The sequence below is a fragment of the Streptomyces iakyrus genome (assembly GCF_000717055.1).
Classification (GTDB): domain Bacteria; phylum Actinomycetota; class Actinomycetes; order Streptomycetales; family Streptomycetaceae; genus Streptomyces; species Streptomyces iakyrus.
The window spans coordinates 97,076-112,399 of record NZ_JNXI01000003.1; the positions used below are offsets into that span (position 1 = coordinate 97,076).

The 15,324-nt window shown below is 68.4% G+C and carries 14 protein-coding genes; 11 read left to right on the plus strand and 3 right to left on the minus strand.

Annotated elements, in window-relative coordinates; genetic code table 11:
* Nucleotides 1-231: 231 nt before the first annotated feature.
* Complete coding sequence (locus OO68_RS47460; protein ID WP_033306989.1) at nucleotides 232-453, minus strand: transposase family protein; 222 nt, start codon at nucleotides 451-453, stop codon at nucleotides 232-234.
* Between the two features lie 470 nt (nucleotides 454-923).
* Between OO68_RS47460 and OO68_RS05475 the strand changes: the two genes are divergently transcribed.
* The 8 genes from OO68_RS05475 (at nucleotide 924) to OO68_RS46160 (ending at nucleotide 7,016) form a co-directional block, all read left to right on the plus strand.
* Nucleotides 924-1,175, plus strand: a complete 252-nt coding sequence (locus tag OO68_RS05475; RefSeq protein ID WP_033306990.1) for a hypothetical protein — start codon at nucleotides 924-926, stop codon at nucleotides 1,173-1,175.
* 71 nt (nucleotides 1,176-1,246) lie between these two features.
* Nucleotides 1,247-1,972, plus strand: a complete 726-nt coding sequence (locus OO68_RS05480; protein WP_033306991.1) for an SAM-dependent methyltransferase — start codon at nucleotides 1,247-1,249, stop codon at nucleotides 1,970-1,972.
* Nucleotides 1,973-1,979: 7 nt separating this feature from the next.
* The gene (locus OO68_RS05485) at nucleotides 1,980-2,666 is read left to right on the plus strand and encodes a phytanoyl-CoA dioxygenase family protein (RefSeq protein ID WP_051814481.1); all 687 of its coding nucleotides are present in this window, start codon (nucleotides 1,980-1,982) and stop codon (nucleotides 2,664-2,666) included.
* Nucleotide 2,667: 1 nt separating this feature from the next.
* Nucleotides 2,668-3,312, plus strand: coding sequence for a TfuA-like protein (locus OO68_RS05490; RefSeq protein ID WP_078625200.1), 645 nt, complete (start codon nucleotides 2,668-2,670; stop codon nucleotides 3,310-3,312).
* Nucleotides 3,309-4,577 (plus strand): YcaO-like family protein, encoded by a 1,269-nt coding sequence (locus tag OO68_RS05495; protein WP_033306993.1) that lies wholly within the window; start codon nucleotides 3,309-3,311, stop codon nucleotides 4,575-4,577. The genes OO68_RS05490 and OO68_RS05495 overlap by 4 nt, the downstream gene beginning before the upstream one ends.
* 95 nt (nucleotides 4,578-4,672) lie before the next feature.
* Complete coding sequence (locus OO68_RS05500) at nucleotides 4,673-5,932, plus strand: MFS transporter (protein ID WP_033306994.1); 1,260 nt, start codon at nucleotides 4,673-4,675, stop codon at nucleotides 5,930-5,932.
* Nucleotides 5,933-5,934: 2 nt separating this feature from the next.
* A complete protein-coding gene (locus OO68_RS05505; protein ID WP_157852681.1) occupies nucleotides 5,935-6,612 on the plus strand; it encodes a hypothetical protein in 678 nt (225 codons plus the stop codon).
* Between the two features lie 266 nt (nucleotides 6,613-6,878).
* A complete protein-coding gene (locus OO68_RS46160) occupies nucleotides 6,879-7,016 on the plus strand; it encodes a hypothetical protein (RefSeq protein ID WP_157852682.1) in 138 nt (45 codons plus the stop codon).
* A gap of 134 nt (nucleotides 7,017-7,150) precedes the next feature.
* Here the strand turns inward: OO68_RS46160 and OO68_RS05510 are convergent, their stop codons facing one another.
* Nucleotides 7,151-10,168, minus strand: a complete 3,018-nt coding sequence (locus OO68_RS05510) for a helix-turn-helix transcriptional regulator (protein WP_245236910.1) — start codon at nucleotides 10,166-10,168, stop codon at nucleotides 7,151-7,153.
* 260 nt (nucleotides 10,169-10,428) lie between these two features.
* Nucleotides 10,429-11,874: a protein kinase domain-containing protein gene (locus tag OO68_RS05515; protein ID WP_078625202.1), complete on the minus strand. Its 1,446-nt coding sequence runs from the start codon at nucleotides 11,872-11,874 to the stop codon at nucleotides 10,429-10,431.
* A gap of 508 nt (nucleotides 11,875-12,382) precedes the next feature.
* On the opposite strand from OO68_RS05515, the gene OO68_RS05520 reads away from it, so the two are divergent.
* The 3 genes from OO68_RS05520 (at nucleotide 12,383) to OO68_RS05530 (ending at nucleotide 15,298) form a co-directional block, all read left to right on the plus strand.
* On the plus strand, nucleotides 12,383-13,102 hold the full coding sequence (locus OO68_RS05520) for a response regulator transcription factor (protein ID WP_033306996.1): 720 nt from the start codon (nucleotides 12,383-12,385) through the stop codon (nucleotides 13,100-13,102).
* Nucleotides 13,099-14,601, plus strand: a complete 1,503-nt coding sequence (locus OO68_RS05525) for a sensor histidine kinase (RefSeq protein ID WP_033306997.1) — start codon at nucleotides 13,099-13,101, stop codon at nucleotides 14,599-14,601. The genes OO68_RS05520 and OO68_RS05525 overlap by 4 nt, the downstream gene beginning before the upstream one ends.
* 454 nt (nucleotides 14,602-15,055) lie before the next feature.
* A complete protein-coding gene (locus OO68_RS05530) occupies nucleotides 15,056-15,298 on the plus strand; it encodes a hypothetical protein (protein ID WP_078625203.1) in 243 nt (80 codons plus the stop codon).
* Nucleotides 15,299-15,324: the final 26 nt, after the last annotated feature.

Sequence of the window (15,324 nt, forward strand, 5' to 3'; positions counted from 1 at the left end):
TTTCGGGCCGGCCGCTCTTGATCCGCGCAGCTGCTTCCCGTCCACGTCGACCGCCCGCCACCGTGCTTTCCCTGTGTCCAGGTCAGCGGCTCTGGCCTGCAGAAACGCGCTCACCGCGGCGTCGAAGGCGTCGCCGTCGAGGCGGCCGAGCAGCCGCATGACCGTGGTGAGGTGCGGCACCGTGACCGCCTTGCTGAACGGGTCGAACGCGAAGCCGAGGGTCAGAAGGACTCAGCGGGGCGCGTCCGCGATCCACTCGCCGATCGCGGTCAGGGATCTCGCACCGGCCAGGACGCTCGCCGCAGCGGCCGTCACGATCGCCGTCAGCGGGAAACGCCGGCCACGGCGGTCGCGTGGATCTGGCAGGCCCGCGAGAAACCGGGCGCGGCACACCGCGTCGGGCAGCGGCTGCGGTGACAGGGCATGGGCCAGTTGCTCCAGGCCCGATGGCATAGGGAAGCTGAGACAGCAGGCACGGTCTTCGGTTGTGGTCACGTGAACTCGACACTCACATGATCAACGAGGCCGTGCCCGCACCTGCATCCGGGCCCCACAACGCGACATGACAGCCCATCACCGGGCAACCTCACCCGACCCACGACCTTGCAAAGTCCCTGCCAGCGCACATCCGCAGGACCGCGTTCGAGCTTTTACGTGGTTTCACGGATGCTGGAACGCATGGCGGATTGTAGGTTTTTCGGGACGGATTCAGTCGCTCGCCGTGAATGCGACGTCACGGCGGCCGTCAATGAAAAAGTCAGCGTCTCCAAGGTCAACCGTGCTTCGCTCCGATTCGAATGCCGATGGTAACCCTCGGCATCAGGCCACAGGCGAAACCGGTACAGGGGCACTTCGAGTCGGACCACGGTCAACCTGCAAGACAAATCAATCATGAAGATTCGCCACACGGAAGGGATCTGTAGATGGCTACACCGCTGACGGCAGAGGGCAAGCAGCGCATCGAGGAAATTCTTGCGCGCGCCGCCGAGGACATCGAGTTCCGGGAGGCACTGCTGCTTTCTCCCGAGACCGCGCTGAGCGACACAGAACTCACGGAGAGCGAGCGGGAGCTCCTCGCCACCATGAAGCGCGTCGCTCTCGAGGAGTGGGGCGTCGACGTCCGAAAGTTCCGCGCCTTCCTGATGGACAACGGGTACGGCAGGGGGAACGACTAGCTATTCCGGTACCCCGGGAGCGCCTCGCCGAATCCCGGCGGGGCGCTCTCACCGCACAGGAGGGATGAATCATGGCGACGTCGTTGTACCTACTCGGCAGCGGCATTCAAAGCCCGCTGCATTTGACAGTGGAAACCCAGCAGGCCCTGCGGATCTGCAGGAAGGTGTTCGTCCTGCACGCCGACCCGGCGGTCATGCGCAGCATCGAGGCACTCGGCCCCGAGGTGATCGACGTGGCCGACATGTACGAGGGCCTGACCATGAGGCAGGACGCGTACAAGGCCATCGCCGACCGCGTCGTCAGCGAGGCCGCCGCGGCCCCGCCGGTGGCGTTCCTGGTCCACGGGCATCCGTTGTTCCTGGTCAGCGCCAGCGAGTACATGCTCGACCTGGCCCAGCGGCAGTCGGTCCGCACCAGCGTCCTGCCGGGGATCAGCAGCTTCGACACACTCATGTGTGATCTGGGTGTCGACTTCGGCTACGGCCTTCAGATGTTCGACACGACGACGCTGCTCATGCACGGATGGATCCCGAACCCCGAAGTCCCGATGCTCCTGTTCCAACTTGCGACGACCATGGAATTGCGGATCACCAAGGAGAACCGCACGGGCACGGCGCTGGAGCCGATCGTCGATCTCCTCGCACCGCTTTACGGGGAGAATCACGAGACGTACCTCATTTCCTCAGCCTCGAGCATCCTGGAGACGGCGGACGTCACACGGATCCCTCTGGCGGCGCTGCAGTCGGAGAGCATTGACCTCACGGGGAGGCCGACACTGTATGTCCCTGCTAAATGAGACAAAGTTGGACCTCCCGACCGGAACGGTCCTGCAGGACGTCGTCAACGACCTCTACACGAACGGCTTCGTACACCTAAGGAGTGCGATACCACCCGCGACACTGAAGGAACTGCAGGACGAGCTGGTCGGATCACTGTCCGCGGCCGCCGAGGACAGCAAAGCAAAGATCGTTCTTGACGCCCGCGGTGAGGTTCTCTCCGCAAGCGGCCTGGACAGATACAGCGACTTCATATTCGACCTGCTCCGTATCCCCGCGCTCCTGGAATTCGTGGGGGGACTTCTTTCCACCGGCGCGATCCCCCTGGTCGCGGAGTATTTCGCCAAACCGTCACAGGGCTCTGTCGCAACGCCGCCGCACCAGAACCAAGAGTTCCACAAGGACCATTTCACCGACTGGCTCGCGATCGGCCTCTGGTGCCCCCTGACCGAGGTCACGCTTGACGACTCGCCCTTGGAATACGGCTATCCGGCGACTCCGCCGGGAAGACTCCTGCCGCACAAGCCCTCCGACTCGCCGATCTTCGAACGAGAGTTGAGCGAGGAATTCCCCCAGGGCTACACGCCGGTACCCGCATCCCCAGGGGATGTGATCGTCCATCACGCCTACTCGGTACACCGGAGCGCGGAGAAGCTCAGGCCGGGACCACGGCAGGCGTTCGTCATGAACTACAGGTCATCCCCCTACCGTTAGGATGCGACGAAGTATGCGCGTCATCGCCTTCATCGGGCCGAGCCGACCGCGTCTCCTGAGCGATTCCGCCCGGATCGAGTGGCACGGCCCCGCTGTACGGGGGGACTTCGACGCGCTCGATGTGTCCGAGGGCGACGTCGTCGCCCTCGTCGACGGAGTCATGATCACGGGGCATTCGCCGTCCCCGACCGAATGCTTCCGCCTGATCTCCCGGGGAGTGAGGCTCGTCGGCAGCAGCAGCTTGGGCGCGCTTCGGGCGGTTGAGTTGCGCGACCTGGGCATGACCGGCTACGGCTGGGTCTACGACAAGGTCCTGGACCGGACCGTCACCTGCGATGACGAGTTGGTGTCGGACCTCGACCCGCGGACCTACGAGGCGCGCACCGTGTTCCTCGTCAACGTCAGGTTCGGCCTGGAGGCCGCCCTGGCGGAGGGGATGCTGTCGCCGGCCGTGGCACGCCTCGCCGTCAGCGGGTTGCGCGAGTTGCATTTCACGGAACGCAGCCGCGCCGCGGTCGCCGCCGTCATGCGAACCGCCGGAATGACGAGCCGAGCCGTGGAGTACGTGCTCGACGACCGACATGACATCAAGAAGCGTGACGCGGAGCTTCTCTTCGACGCGATCGCCACGGGAGGGGTCCGGTGAACAAGGAGACCGACGTGCTCGAGCGGCAGCTGGACGCGTTCTACCCGCGGTTGGCGTCATGGGGCATTACCCGGCTTGCCGATACCACCGGGTTGGACACCCTGGGTGTGCCGACCGCCAGCGCCACCAAGCCGGGGACGAGCGACGGGCTGTGGGTCTACAGCGGCAAAGGCGGTACGCGGGCTGAAGCCCGGCTTACCGCGATCATGGAGTGCCTGGAGCGTACCGCGGCGCTGTGGCCGTGCGAGCCCGAGTGGATCTGGTCGTCGGAACAAGACCTCGGGACCCGCGAGGAGGTATGGGGGCCGGACCGCTTCACCGAGCGGAAGCGTCGATACGATCGTGGTTCTGCACTGCCCTGGGTCAAGGCCACCCGCTACCCCGACGGTTCTCCGGTCTGGGTGCCGGCACACTACGCGTTCAGCGGCACGGCACCGGCCGAAGCCGGCCCGTCGCCGTTCGTGTTGACGTCGACCAACGGCCTCGCCGCCCACACCGATCCGGACTCCGCGCTTCTCCACTCACTGCTCGAGCTCGTCGAGCGGCACAACGTGTCGGTGGCCGAGGTACAGGCATCCCACGGCGGATTCCTGCCGTTGGCCAACCTCGCCACGAAGCTCGGGTTGGGCCTGGACATCCTCGCGGGATTCCGGGACAACCTCGACGTGGCCCACACCGTCGACCCCGAGACCGTGCCGAAGAGCCTGCAGTGGATCCTCGAGAGGTTCGCCGCCGCCGGGCTTCGCCTGACCATCAAACAGATCCCCTCACATGTCGGCCTGCCGACGTTCGGAGTGGCCGCGATCGAAGAGGTCGGCTTCGAGCAGTACCTGGGGTGCGCCGGATACGGTTGCGCGCTGTCCAAGGAGAAGGCGCTGCGAGCGGCGTTGCTCGAACTTGCGCAGACGAGGGCCACCGACCTGCAGGGCGCACGGGAAGACCGGCATTTGGTCGAGAAGCGCCGCCTGACAGCGATGCCCGAGGAACACTGGCTCGCCAGTCCGGGTACGCCCCACTCGTTCGTCGAGGACGAGGCTGCCCCGGTGACAGGACGACAGGCCCTGCAGCGCGTCTCCGCCGCACTGGCCGCCGCCGGCTTCGCCGACTGGGCCTACATCGCCTTCCCGAGGTATGAGGGGATCCACGCCTGTCGCGTCTTCGTGCCGGGGCTGGAAACGTGGCACCCGAGCGCTGGAAGGTCCGACTACGGGGCAGCCCTCCAGACCGTGACCGGGATCGTGATGACCGATGCGACGGGTCCATGACTTCGAAGCGACGACATACGGGCGGCTATCCCCACCCAGCCAGGGAAGCTGACTTGGCCGTCCACCATGCCGAAGAATCAGCGGACAGGAAACTCGTGAGCCAGGACACGGCCTTCGCTACGCCCGGCCGAGCGGTGCCGAAGCATGAGAGGAGGCAGCTCACCCTGCTTCTGATCGGCCAGACGACCAGCGTGCTCGGCACCCAGACGACCGGGGTGGCCCTGCCGCTGTTGGCCACGGGACTGGCCGGCGCAAGCCCGCTGGCCATCTCGGCGATCGCCGCCGCACGCTACCTGCCCTACCTCTTCCTGGCAGTCCCGGCAGGAATCCTGGTGGACAGGAGCAACCCACGAAGGCTGATGATCGCCGCTGACGCGCTGCGCCTCGTCCTGCTCGCCTTGCTGCCGCTGCTCTATTTCTGCGGGGCACTGTCGGTCGTCGGCATGATCGCGATCGTCATGCTGGTCGCGGCGGTCCGAGTGGTCTTCGAGGCAAGTCTGGGCAAGTACGTCATCGGCGCTTTCGACGAAAAGTCCTGGATCACTGTGAACTCGCGCGTCGATGCCTGCACCAATACCGGCATGCTGGCCGGCCCGCCGATGGCGGGTGCCATTGCCGGCGCTGTGGGGGCGGCTTGGGCACTGGTACTGGACGCCTTCACCTACGCCGTCTCGTTGATGACCGTGCTTCGGCTCAGGCCGTCGGCCTTCACCATCCAAGCAACGGCCAAGGAGAGTCCCAGCAAGGTGAACCCAGCGATGTCCGGGGCCGTAAAGCTGGTCTGGCGCAACGTGACGCTGCGATACCTCGCCGTCGGGGGTGCACTGTCGAATTTCGGCTTCATGACCCTGCAAGGCATCTCAGTCGTCTACATGGTGCAAGCCCTGCATCTGGGCTCGCTGGTGACGGGACTCGTCATCGCCGGCCTCGGCGTCGGCAGCGTCGTCGGCGCGGCCGTCGCCCCCGGACTGGCCCGCAGGTGGAGCGTCTACCGCCTGACAGTGCTGGCCGCACCGGCCGCCATGCTGGGGCCGCTGTCCTTGATGTTCACGTCGGTCTCCGTCGTCGTCCCTGTCCTGGGATACGCACTCATGGGGGGCTCGGGCTCGCTGGTGAACGTCTTCACGCGTCGATATCGGCAGGGACATGTTCCGGCCGATCTCTACGGCCGCGTATCCGGAGTCTGTGGAACCATGCTGATGGGCATGCTCCCGATCGGAGCGATCTGCGGCGGCCTTGTTTCCGTCTACGCCGGATACCGGCCGGTCCTGTGGATCAGCGTGGTGGCGTTCGGCTTGGGGACCCTCAGCTTTATGAAATCCTTCAGGTCTGGGTTCCGAAGGGTAGGGTTCTGACAGTGGAAGCGCTGAATCCACGAACTCCTGAAGAAATAAGGAGCGACCTCCTCGATGCCTGGAACCCACGCGGGGCGGGGTCGACGGTCGGTACGGAGTACGAGCGACTGATCATTCTTCCCATGGCGAATCGCATGGCGCTGGTAAAGGTCAACAAGATTGCCAGCGCTCTACTTCTCGAAGAATGGCAGGCGGCGAGATCCCTGATCGACGGTTTCTCACAGGCGGAAGCACGGTTGTGTACGTTGCGCGGGAGTGTTCTTGCGGCGAAGACGATCCGCGACGCCAAAGCCGAGGGCACGGACGCCACTTTCGACGGCGAGGTCGATCTACGTTGGCGTGCGGCGACACTCCGCCTCAGAGAAGAAGCCGGCGTTGCTATGGGCTATTCCGCCAACGCGTTTCATGAAGGGGTCGACCGGCTTTTGGACCACTGCCCGGATCTGGCATCCGGCAACGTAGTGATCCTGGACATGATCAGTCGACTCCTGGCGCCGCTGTCGGCCGACGCCGGCCGGGGGGCTGCCTTCGCGGGCGCGGCGCTTTTCGTCGGCTCGCTGCTGGTGTCGGACTTCAGGACGAGGCGTGACCTGGCCCGGGAACAGTTGGCGTTGGTCATCGCGTTCACGCACGGCGACGTCATCTCCTGCAGCGACGGACACATCCAAAGCTCCTCTTGATGCTGCAGTCGCAGTTCGCTACGGAAGTCCGTGGCCCTGGATGCAGCGGCGGCAGCGGCAGCGTCTGGTGATGGCGTGGTGGTGCCTGCGCTCGCCGCCATGACAGCGAGCGACGCCGGCACATCGGTCATCCTCCTCGACCGAGACGAGTTCACCGGCCGGCCAGCCCCCGGGACGGCGTGCCGCATGGCCCGCCACGTGCTGGAAGCGGTGGCCGCGCACGGCCACCTGCGTACTCAACGGATCTCGACCGGCTCTACCACCTCATGGACTCAGACGCCGAGCTCTTCCACCCCACGCTGATCGCCGCCGCTGTCCGGGCGCGGCTGCTCCGGCATCCCGCTGCCGTACCGCGCCCGTTGATGCGGTCGGTGGCCACGACCGGGATGGCCGCGCTGCCGTGACGTCCCCCTGGTTCCCGCACGAATACGTCCCGTGAGGCGAGTGCCGCACCGCGGCCTCCGCTTCCCGCTCGCCGGGCTCGACGAAGGCCAGTACCGCCCGGCGGACCGCAGCCGGGCCTTGGAGACCAGAGAGGTCAGGAACGGTCTCTGGGAGAGCGTCTCGCTCCGAAGAGCACTGGTTCCGGGGTCGGTTCGGTCCGCCGTTCGAGGGCGGCGCGCGTCACGAGGCCAGCCAGTGCGGACCGGGAAGGCAGTCTGGTCTTGCGGTAGATGGCCGACAGGTGGCTCTCCACCGTGCGGCTGCTGAGGAACAGCTTCGTCGCGATGGCCTGGTTGCTCAGCCCTTCCGCGACGAGATCGGCGATCTCCCTTTCGCGTCTGGTCAGTTGGTCGAGCTCTGTCGGCGTGCGCAGCAGTTCGTCCATCTGTTCCGGGCCCGTGGCGGGTCGGTAGGGTTCCGTCGGCCCGAACGTGGCCGCCTCACCCGGTGGACGCACGATCGCGGCCAGGTCGGACAGCAGGCGGGCGTCGCCGTCGGCGAGGAGACGGCGAGCCCGGCTCCACATCGCGCTGGCGTGTCGGGCGTCGCCTGCGGCCTGTGCTTGCGGGGTGGCCAGGAGCAGGGAGTACGCCTCCCAAAGCGTCGCACCGGAGGGTACGTACGCCTGCGCGGCGCGTTCGAAGAGACGGGCGGCCGCGCGGGGGTCGCCCCGATGCTGGGCAAGCGCCGCCTCGGCGCGCAGTGCCGCCCCCCGCTGGCCGTGCAGCCCCATCCGTTCGGCCTCCGCGACCGCCTGTGCGGCCCAGCGCGCGGCCTGCTCGGCGTCGCCGACCGCGAGGGCGGTGTTGACGAGGGTCTCCAGCTGGCCGGGGCGGATCGAGGGCTGAAGTTTCATCAGTTCGGGACCGCCCGCCGTCAGAATGGCGTGCTGTGCCCGGTGCGGCTCGCCGCGGACGAGGGTCGTGTGGCCGAGCATGCATCCGGCAAGTGAGGCCCACCAGTGTGCGCTTCCGCCGGCCGCGGCCACGGCCTCCTCGGCGGTCACCAGGGCACCGGTGTCGCACAGGGGGCGGCACAGGAGGAGGATCAGTGCCTTGAAACACAGTGTGAAGGCCAGCAGATCGCTGCTGCCGATGGCTCGTGCGACGGATTCCGCCTCCTCTGCCGACTCCAGGGCGGCCGGCACCCGGCACGTGGTGAGCTGCACGAAGGCCTTGCCGGTGAGCAGGTGAGGCAGAACGTGGACCTGGCCGCTGCGGCGAGCGATGTCCAGCCCCCGGTCGGCGTGGCGTTCCGCGTCGGCGTAGCGCTCCAGCACGGCTTCGGCCCAGGCCAGCCAGACCAGCGACTCGGAGACTTCCGTGACGGCGGGATCGGTGAAGCCGTCCACGAGCCCGGCCGCGGCGTCGGCGAACCGGCGGGCCGCCGCGACCTGTCCTTCGTAGGCCTCGCCCAGCGACGCCAGCGCCAGGACCGCTGTCTCTCCCATGAGATCGCCGTGCGAGCGGGTCACCGCGAGGGTCCGCGCCATGTCGTCCCGCACATCGGCGTAGGAGACGGTGTTCAGGGCGGCCATGCCGAGGGCGAGTCCCACGGAGACCGCCTGGCGCGGCTCGGGACCGGGGATACGGGCGAGTTCCCGCTGCAGCAGGGCGAGCGCTTCCGGGGAGTGCCCGAGGTGGCGTTCCATCATGGCGCACAGCGCTGTCGCCTCACCGCGCAGCGACGCGTCGGCCTGCCCCGGCCCGCTGATCAGCGCATGCAGCAGATCACGGCTCTCCCGCAGGCTGCCGCCCACACCCAGCGCTCTGGCACGCGCCAGGGTCAGCTCGCCGCGCTGCCGCGCGTAGGCGGGCGTGTCCGGCATGAGCCGCAGGACGGCCTCCAGCAGATGGGCGGCTGTGGCGGGTGCAGTGTGGGCGAACTGGGCGGCGGCCTCGCTCAGAACGGCTGCCGCCACGGGATCCCAGCCGACCAGTGATCTCTCCACATGGTGGGCGCGTTCGGCGGCGGTGGCGCCGGTGCGGGCCAGTTCGTCCGCGGCGATGCGGTGGATCTCGGCACGGCGGGATGCGGGGGTGTACTCGTAGACCGACGCCCGCAGCAGCGGATGGCGCAGCGTCCAGCGGCCGTCGGATCCCACGCGCAGCAGGTCGCGCCGTGCCAGTGCGCCGATGCAGTTGTCGAGTTCTGCCGCCGTGGGTTTCCCGATCCCCAAACTCACCATGGCGGGCGTGGCATGGTCCCCGAGGACCGCCACCGCTTCGAGAGTCCGCTGCTGTGCCGCAGGCAGCGCGTTCAATTCCTCCAGGAGCAGGGCGGCGAGTCCGCTCGGTGCCCCGGTCCCGGTGTCGTCGTGGCCGCGAGCGGCGACGCCGCCCCGGCGTGCGCCGCGCCGGTGCGCGTGCAGGAGGCAACGGAGGTAGAGCGGGTTGCCCCCGCTGGCCTCGTAGATCTCCTTGGCGTCGCGCGGTGGCAGATCCGGGGCCAGTGCCTCGATCGACTCCTGCTCGGCCAGCGGTCGCAGCCTCGTGCGCAGAACGGCTCCGCTGTCGACGCCCCGCATGAGCGCGGCGTCCAGGCGGCGCGGCGTCTGCCGTTCGCGGCGGGCCACGACCAGCAGCACGGGCCCTCGTACCGGGTGCCGGATCATGTGGTCCAGCAGTTCCAGGGACGCGGGATCCGCCCAGTGCAGGTCGTCCAGCGCCATCATCAGCCCGCTCCGCCCCGCGAGCCTGGTCAGCACATCCGCGACGGCGCGGTAGAGGCCAAAGCGGTCGCGGACGCCCATGCCCTGTGCCGCGTGCTGCGCCACGCCGGCCCCGTACAGGAGGGGTGCCACCGCCTCGGGCACGGCGTCCGAGGTGAGGAAGGAGGGATCGGCGTCGACGAACGCGTCCGTGAACGCCTGGAACGGGGTGTGCAGTTCGTACTCCGTGGCCCTGCCACGCAGCACGGTCAGCCCCCGCTGTCGCGCCCTCGCACAGAACTCGCTGAGCAGTCGGCTCTTGCCCATGCCGGCGTCTCCGGCGACGTCGATCACGGCGGGAGCGTCGTCCTGCCCCACACGGCCGATCACCGAGTCGAATCGTGCCAGTTCGGCAGCCCTGCCGACCAGCTTCGTCGCCGTCTCGTCGAACGCCAGCACCATCCTGTCCCCCTCCATTGATGTCCCTCTCGATGTCCCCCCGGTGAGCGCTCCGGTCCCCTCGGACAGGACGCCCCGAACCTCTGTGCGGTCGTTATCACGACGGGGGTAGCACGGTGCGGTCCTGCCGCGGGTCGCGACCTCGGCGGCGGCTCAGGCGCCTCTCGCCGTGGCCGCGTGGACCCATGTGCCGTTGGGCATGCCCCGCAGCTGGGCGGCGAGGCTGAGACTGCGTCCGGAGGGCAATACCGAAACGGCTGTGGTCATGGTTTGGCAGCTCCGTCTCGGCCCGACAGTCCGGTTTGCATGCTTCGCTCACTTGCTGGTCCTGTCGACGAACGAGGCGTCGGTCCGAGGACGAACAGTGCCGCGCTCGGCGCCCACTGGGGTCTCACCAGTAGCTCGTTGTGTGTCGTAGAAGCCGATGCGGTGTCTGTGCGCTGGTCCCTGGGGGCGACAAGGACGGTGATGACCGAGCCTTGATCGAGCAAGGAGCCGGCAGACGGACTCTGGCCGCAGACGCGGCCCCCTGTTTGCCTGAGGTCGCTGCACGCACCCGAGCTGCTGCGCACCAGGCGGAATCCGGTGGTCCGGGCTTGGGCCCGTGCGTCCGGCAGCGTTCTTCCGAGCAGGTCCGGAGCGGGCACTTGATGCTGTATGGACTCGGCGGCGGAGTGGTGGAGGGTCAGCCAGACGGACGTTCCCGCACCGCCCAGTGCGATGACCAACGAGACGGCCACGGCGGGAAGGACGCGGCGGGGGCGTGTTCGACGGCGGGGGCTCCTTGCCTTGTGCGGGGCGGCTGATGGTGGCTCGCTTTGCTCCGAGTCGCAATGGAGGGTTGCGGTGGTTGGGGCTTCGGCCGTCAGTGAGGTCCGCACCTTGGCAACGGCGGCCCGCATCGCCGGAGCGCCCTGGTGACGTTGTGCCGGGTCCTTCGCGAGCGCCTTCAGGACCAGTGCGTCCACCTCCGGGGGAATGCCGGGAACGATCTCCGAGGGGGCTCTCGGTGTTTCCTGGACCTGTCGGTGGGCGACTGAGAGGGGAGAGCCGCCATGGAAGGGAGGGCGTCCGGTCAACAGCTCATGAAAAAGGCAGCCGACCGCGTACAGGTCGCTGCGCGCATCCGCGGGCTGCCCGGTGGCCTGCTCCGGCGACAGGTATTCCGCAGTGCCGATCACTATGGAGGCCTGGGTGATCGCCGTCTCCTGGCCCGACATGGCCCGCGCGATGCCGAAGTCCATCACCTTGACGGCGCCGTCGGCGGTCAGCATGACGTTGGCAGGCTTGACGTCACGATGGACGATGCCTGCCCCATGTGCGTGTTCCAGTGCCCGCAGGACGCCGTCCGTGAGCTCCAGCGCCTGCTGGAGCGTGGGGAGAGTCTCGGAGCGCAGCCTCTCGGCGAGTGTCGTCCCTGGCACGTACTCCATCACGATGTACGGCAGGACGCCGCCGCCGGTGAGTTGTTCCTCGCCGCTGTCGTAGACAGCCACCACTGACGGGTGGTTCAGTGACGCCGCCGACCTTGCCTCGCGGCGGAACCGCTCGTGGAAGTACGGGTCGAAGGCCATATCGGCACGCAATGTCTTCACCGCCACCGTACGCCCGAGCCGCAAGTCCTGAGCCAGGTAGACCTCGGCCATTCCTCCGCTGCCTAGGCGGGAACCGACGCGGTAGCGTCCCGCCAATGTCTGACGCTGGATCACCTGTTCTCCTGTGGGCGCTCTACCGCGGGCGCGGTGGACGATACTGCCGGCCAAGCCGCGTGTGAGGTCCGGAGGGCCCGTTCGCGGAGCACGTGGTCTCCCCGAGTGGCCCGGCCCGCACCCCTTCGGCTCAGGCGGCCGGACCGTAACGGGGAAGTCTGTGGAAATCTTGTGGAGCGCCTGGCGGTGCCCATGCGGCCTCGGCCTGTTCTGCGGTTCGCTCCCGTGACCGGTCAGGGGGCGTCGAGGGGATTCTTCCGGTGCGGGAGGAGGGGGCCCGGCGACGAAGTTCTCGGGGCGGTGGTGCAGGTGTCAAAGAACGCTCCCTCACAACCGATCCGCACCTTTGGCTCTCGTCCAGCAGCCGCTCGCCCTGCCTATCGACCCGGATCTCGGGCACGGAGGAACTGACGGGCCCGCGGAGGCACGGTAGGGGCGGTCCTTGTGGAAACTCTGTGATCCCAGGAGCAGATCCGGGCGCCGCTTCGGCGCACGTACCATCGCCGCCGTGAGAACCGACATACATGGTGGCGAGCGGGTGCTGGTCGCCGACGACGATGCGGCCGTCCGACGCTCCCTGGAACGCGGACTGAGGCTTGACGGTTTCTCGGTGCTCCTCGCGGACGACGGCCACAGCGCGCTCGCCACCGTCCGGGGCAGGGCGCCGGACGTGGTGGTGCTGGATGTCTCGATGCCCGGCCCGAGCGGGATCGAGGTATGCCGGACGCTGCGGGACGAGGGCAACGACGTGCCTGTGCTGATGCTCTCCGCCCTGGACGAGCTGGGCGACCGGGTGGCAGGCCTGCAGGCGGGGGGCGACGACTACTTGGTCAAGCCGTTCGCTCTGCAGGAGTTGGTGCTGCGCTTGCGGGCGTTGCTGCGCCGCAGGCCCCCGGTGGTCAACGACGAGGTGTGTGCCGGCGGCCTGGTGATCGATCCCGTACGGTGCGAGGCCCGGCTGGACGGAGCACCGCTGACGCTCACCCGGCGTGAGTTCGGACTGCTGGAAGCGCTGGTACGCAACGCCGGTCTGGTGCTCACGCGTGAGCAGTTGCTCGATCGGGTGTGGGGATACGACTTCGACGTGCGTACGGATGTCGTGGACACCTTCATCAGTTATCTGAGGCGCAAGCTGGAAGCGGGCGGCCGGCCCCGGATCCTGCACACGGTGCGCGGGGTCGGATTTGTGCTGCGCGATGACCGGGCACCGAACGGGAGCGGGCGATGAGGCTGTCCACCCGGGTCGCGCTGGCCGTGGGCATGCTCGTACCGCTGGTGGTGCTGACGGCGGGCGCCCTGTTGCTGCAGATGGTCGCCCGCGACCTGCACGCCCAGCAGGACGACCATCTGCGTGAACGCGCACAGGCCGCGCTTCCGGACGCCAAAGCACTCCTGCGCGCCGCCGCCAAGGACCGTTCCACGGTCGAGGAGGCCCGGCAGCGGCAACTGTTCACCTCCGCGCTGGATGTCGGCATACGGCTCACCGGGCCTGGCGGCACCGTGTCGGGCGGCCCGCAGCCCCACCCCTCGGTCGCGTTGCGCGCCCCAACGCGTGTGCCGGTGACGGTGCGGGCCGAGGGAGCCCGCTGGCGCGTTCTCTCGGTGTCCGTGACCGGCTCGGCGCCCGGGGTCCGGGGAACGCTGTGGCTGTTCTCACCCGACACCGCCGCCAGGACCCAACTCGGCTTCGTGCGACGGCGGATGGTCGCCACCGCCTTGCTCAGTGCCCCGGTGGCCGGCGTGCTGGCCTGGGCTGCCACCGCCCACGCCGCCCGCCCTCTGCGCAGACTCCAGCAGCGTGCCGGCGGCCTCGACCCCCGGACCAGCGCGGCCCGTTTGGATCACACTCCGAGCCGGATCACCGAGGTCGACGATCTCGCCCGCGCATTGCAGACCGCGCTTGCCCGCTATGACGAGCAGGCCGGCCGTACGTCAGAGGCATTGGCCACGGCCCGTTCGTTCGCCGCGGCCGCCTCGCACGAATTGCGCAATCCCCTGATGAGCATGGGAACCAACCTCGACATCCTCATCGGCCACCTCCGCCTGCCGGAGACAGAACGGGCCGAGGTACTGGAGGATCTACGGCGGGAGCACGGCCGGGTGCTGGCTCTGCTGGTGATGCTCCGCGCACTCACCGAGGGGGACCTGATCGAGGCGGACGCCTTCGGCCCCGTCGACCTGGCAGATGTTGTCGACGCAGCCGTGGCCGATCTGCGGCGGCGGCACCCGGGCGCGGAGGTGCTGGTGAACGCCCCTGAGGGCCTGCACGTGCAGGGCTGGGAGCAGGGCCTGCGTTCGGTGGTGGACAACCTCCTGATCAACGCCCTCGTCCACGGCAGTACGGATGCTCGCCCGCCCCAGGTCAGCATCCTGGTGCGCCGCGTCCAAGAGACGAATGGCCCGACCGCCGTCCTCACCGTCGACGACCGCGGGCCGGGGGTTCCGCCCGCGGCGTGGGCATCCGTCTTTGAGCGCTTCTACAAGCGCCCCGACAGTCCCGGCTCCGGCCTCGGGCTGACGCTGGTGGCTCAGCAGACGGCTCTGCACGGCGGGCGGATCACCGTCCAGGGCCGACCCGACGGGCCCGGCGCACGATTCGAAGTACGCCTTCCCCTCACCGACACACGGGACTCAGCAACCCTGGCCTTGTCCCTGCCCCTGCTGCACCGGGACTGGCTCAACGTGGGCGCGCAGGAACCACAGAGTTTCCACAAAGCCGGCTCCTAACTTCTGCCTGAGCGCGGCGGAGTGCCGCAACAGACAGCGGAAGGAGAATCTCGCGCTGCGAAGGAAGACCACCGTGGCGGCAGTTGCCTGCCTCGCCTTGCTACTCGGGGGTTCAGGGGTGGCTGCCGCCGACGGCGGCAGCCCCGCATCCAGTCCGAGTGCGGGCCCCACGGGAGACGGGGCGCAGGCGTTGTGCAAGCGTGCCGTGCGGATCGACAAGCGCATCGACAGGTCTTTGACCCGCCTGAACGGCACGGTGAGCATGCGTGGTTCCATCGCGCGGCTCCAACAGCGGGTCGACAACGCCAAGGCGGGACACGGCGCCGTTGAGACCTACCTCAACGGCCGGCTCGCATATCGCATCACTTGTTCCCACGCTGCGGCAGCGGAGCGAGGACCTCGCCAAGGTCTCCGACTGGTGCGAGGCGAACACCACCGCCAACGGGGCGACCCCGTGACGCTCCCGGCCCGCAGCGCGGCCCTGGCCGCCGGGGTGGTTCTCTGTGCCGCCCTCACCGCCGCCGCCTGCGACACCGACCGCAACGCGGGCGGCGGCCGACAGCCGTCCGGGAACGCCGTCACCGCCACGGTCGCACCGGATCCAACTGCCGCCGAGCTCACGGATCTGACCCGCGTCCTGGACCGCGCCGAGCGCGCGGCCTCGGCCGCAGAATCCGATGGAGCCGACGACGACTGATCACCTGGGGGCCCCTTGCGCCTTCA

Coding starts and splice junctions, on each gene's coding strand:
- OO68_RS47460 (WP_033306989.1), bottom strand. CDS start 453: ATGCCATCGGGCCTGGAGCAACTGGCCCATGCCCTGTCACCGCAGCCG.
- OO68_RS05475 (WP_033306990.1), top strand. CDS start 924: ATGGCTACACCGCTGACGGCAGAGGGCAAGCAGCGCATCGAGGAAATT.
- OO68_RS05480 (WP_033306991.1), top strand. CDS start 1,247: ATGGCGACGTCGTTGTACCTACTCGGCAGCGGCATTCAAAGCCCGCTG.
- OO68_RS05490 (WP_078625200.1), top strand. CDS start 2,668: ATGCGACGAAGTATGCGCGTCATCGCCTTCATCGGGCCGAGCCGACCG.
- OO68_RS46160 (WP_157852682.1), top strand. CDS start 6,879: ATGGACTCAGACGCCGAGCTCTTCCACCCCACGCTGATCGCCGCCGCT.
- OO68_RS05510 (WP_245236910.1), bottom strand. CDS start 10,168: ATGGTGCTGGCGTTCGACGAGACGGCGACGAAGCTGGTCGGCAGGGCT.
- OO68_RS05525 (WP_033306997.1), top strand. CDS start 13,099: ATGAGGCTGTCCACCCGGGTCGCGCTGGCCGTGGGCATGCTCGTACCG.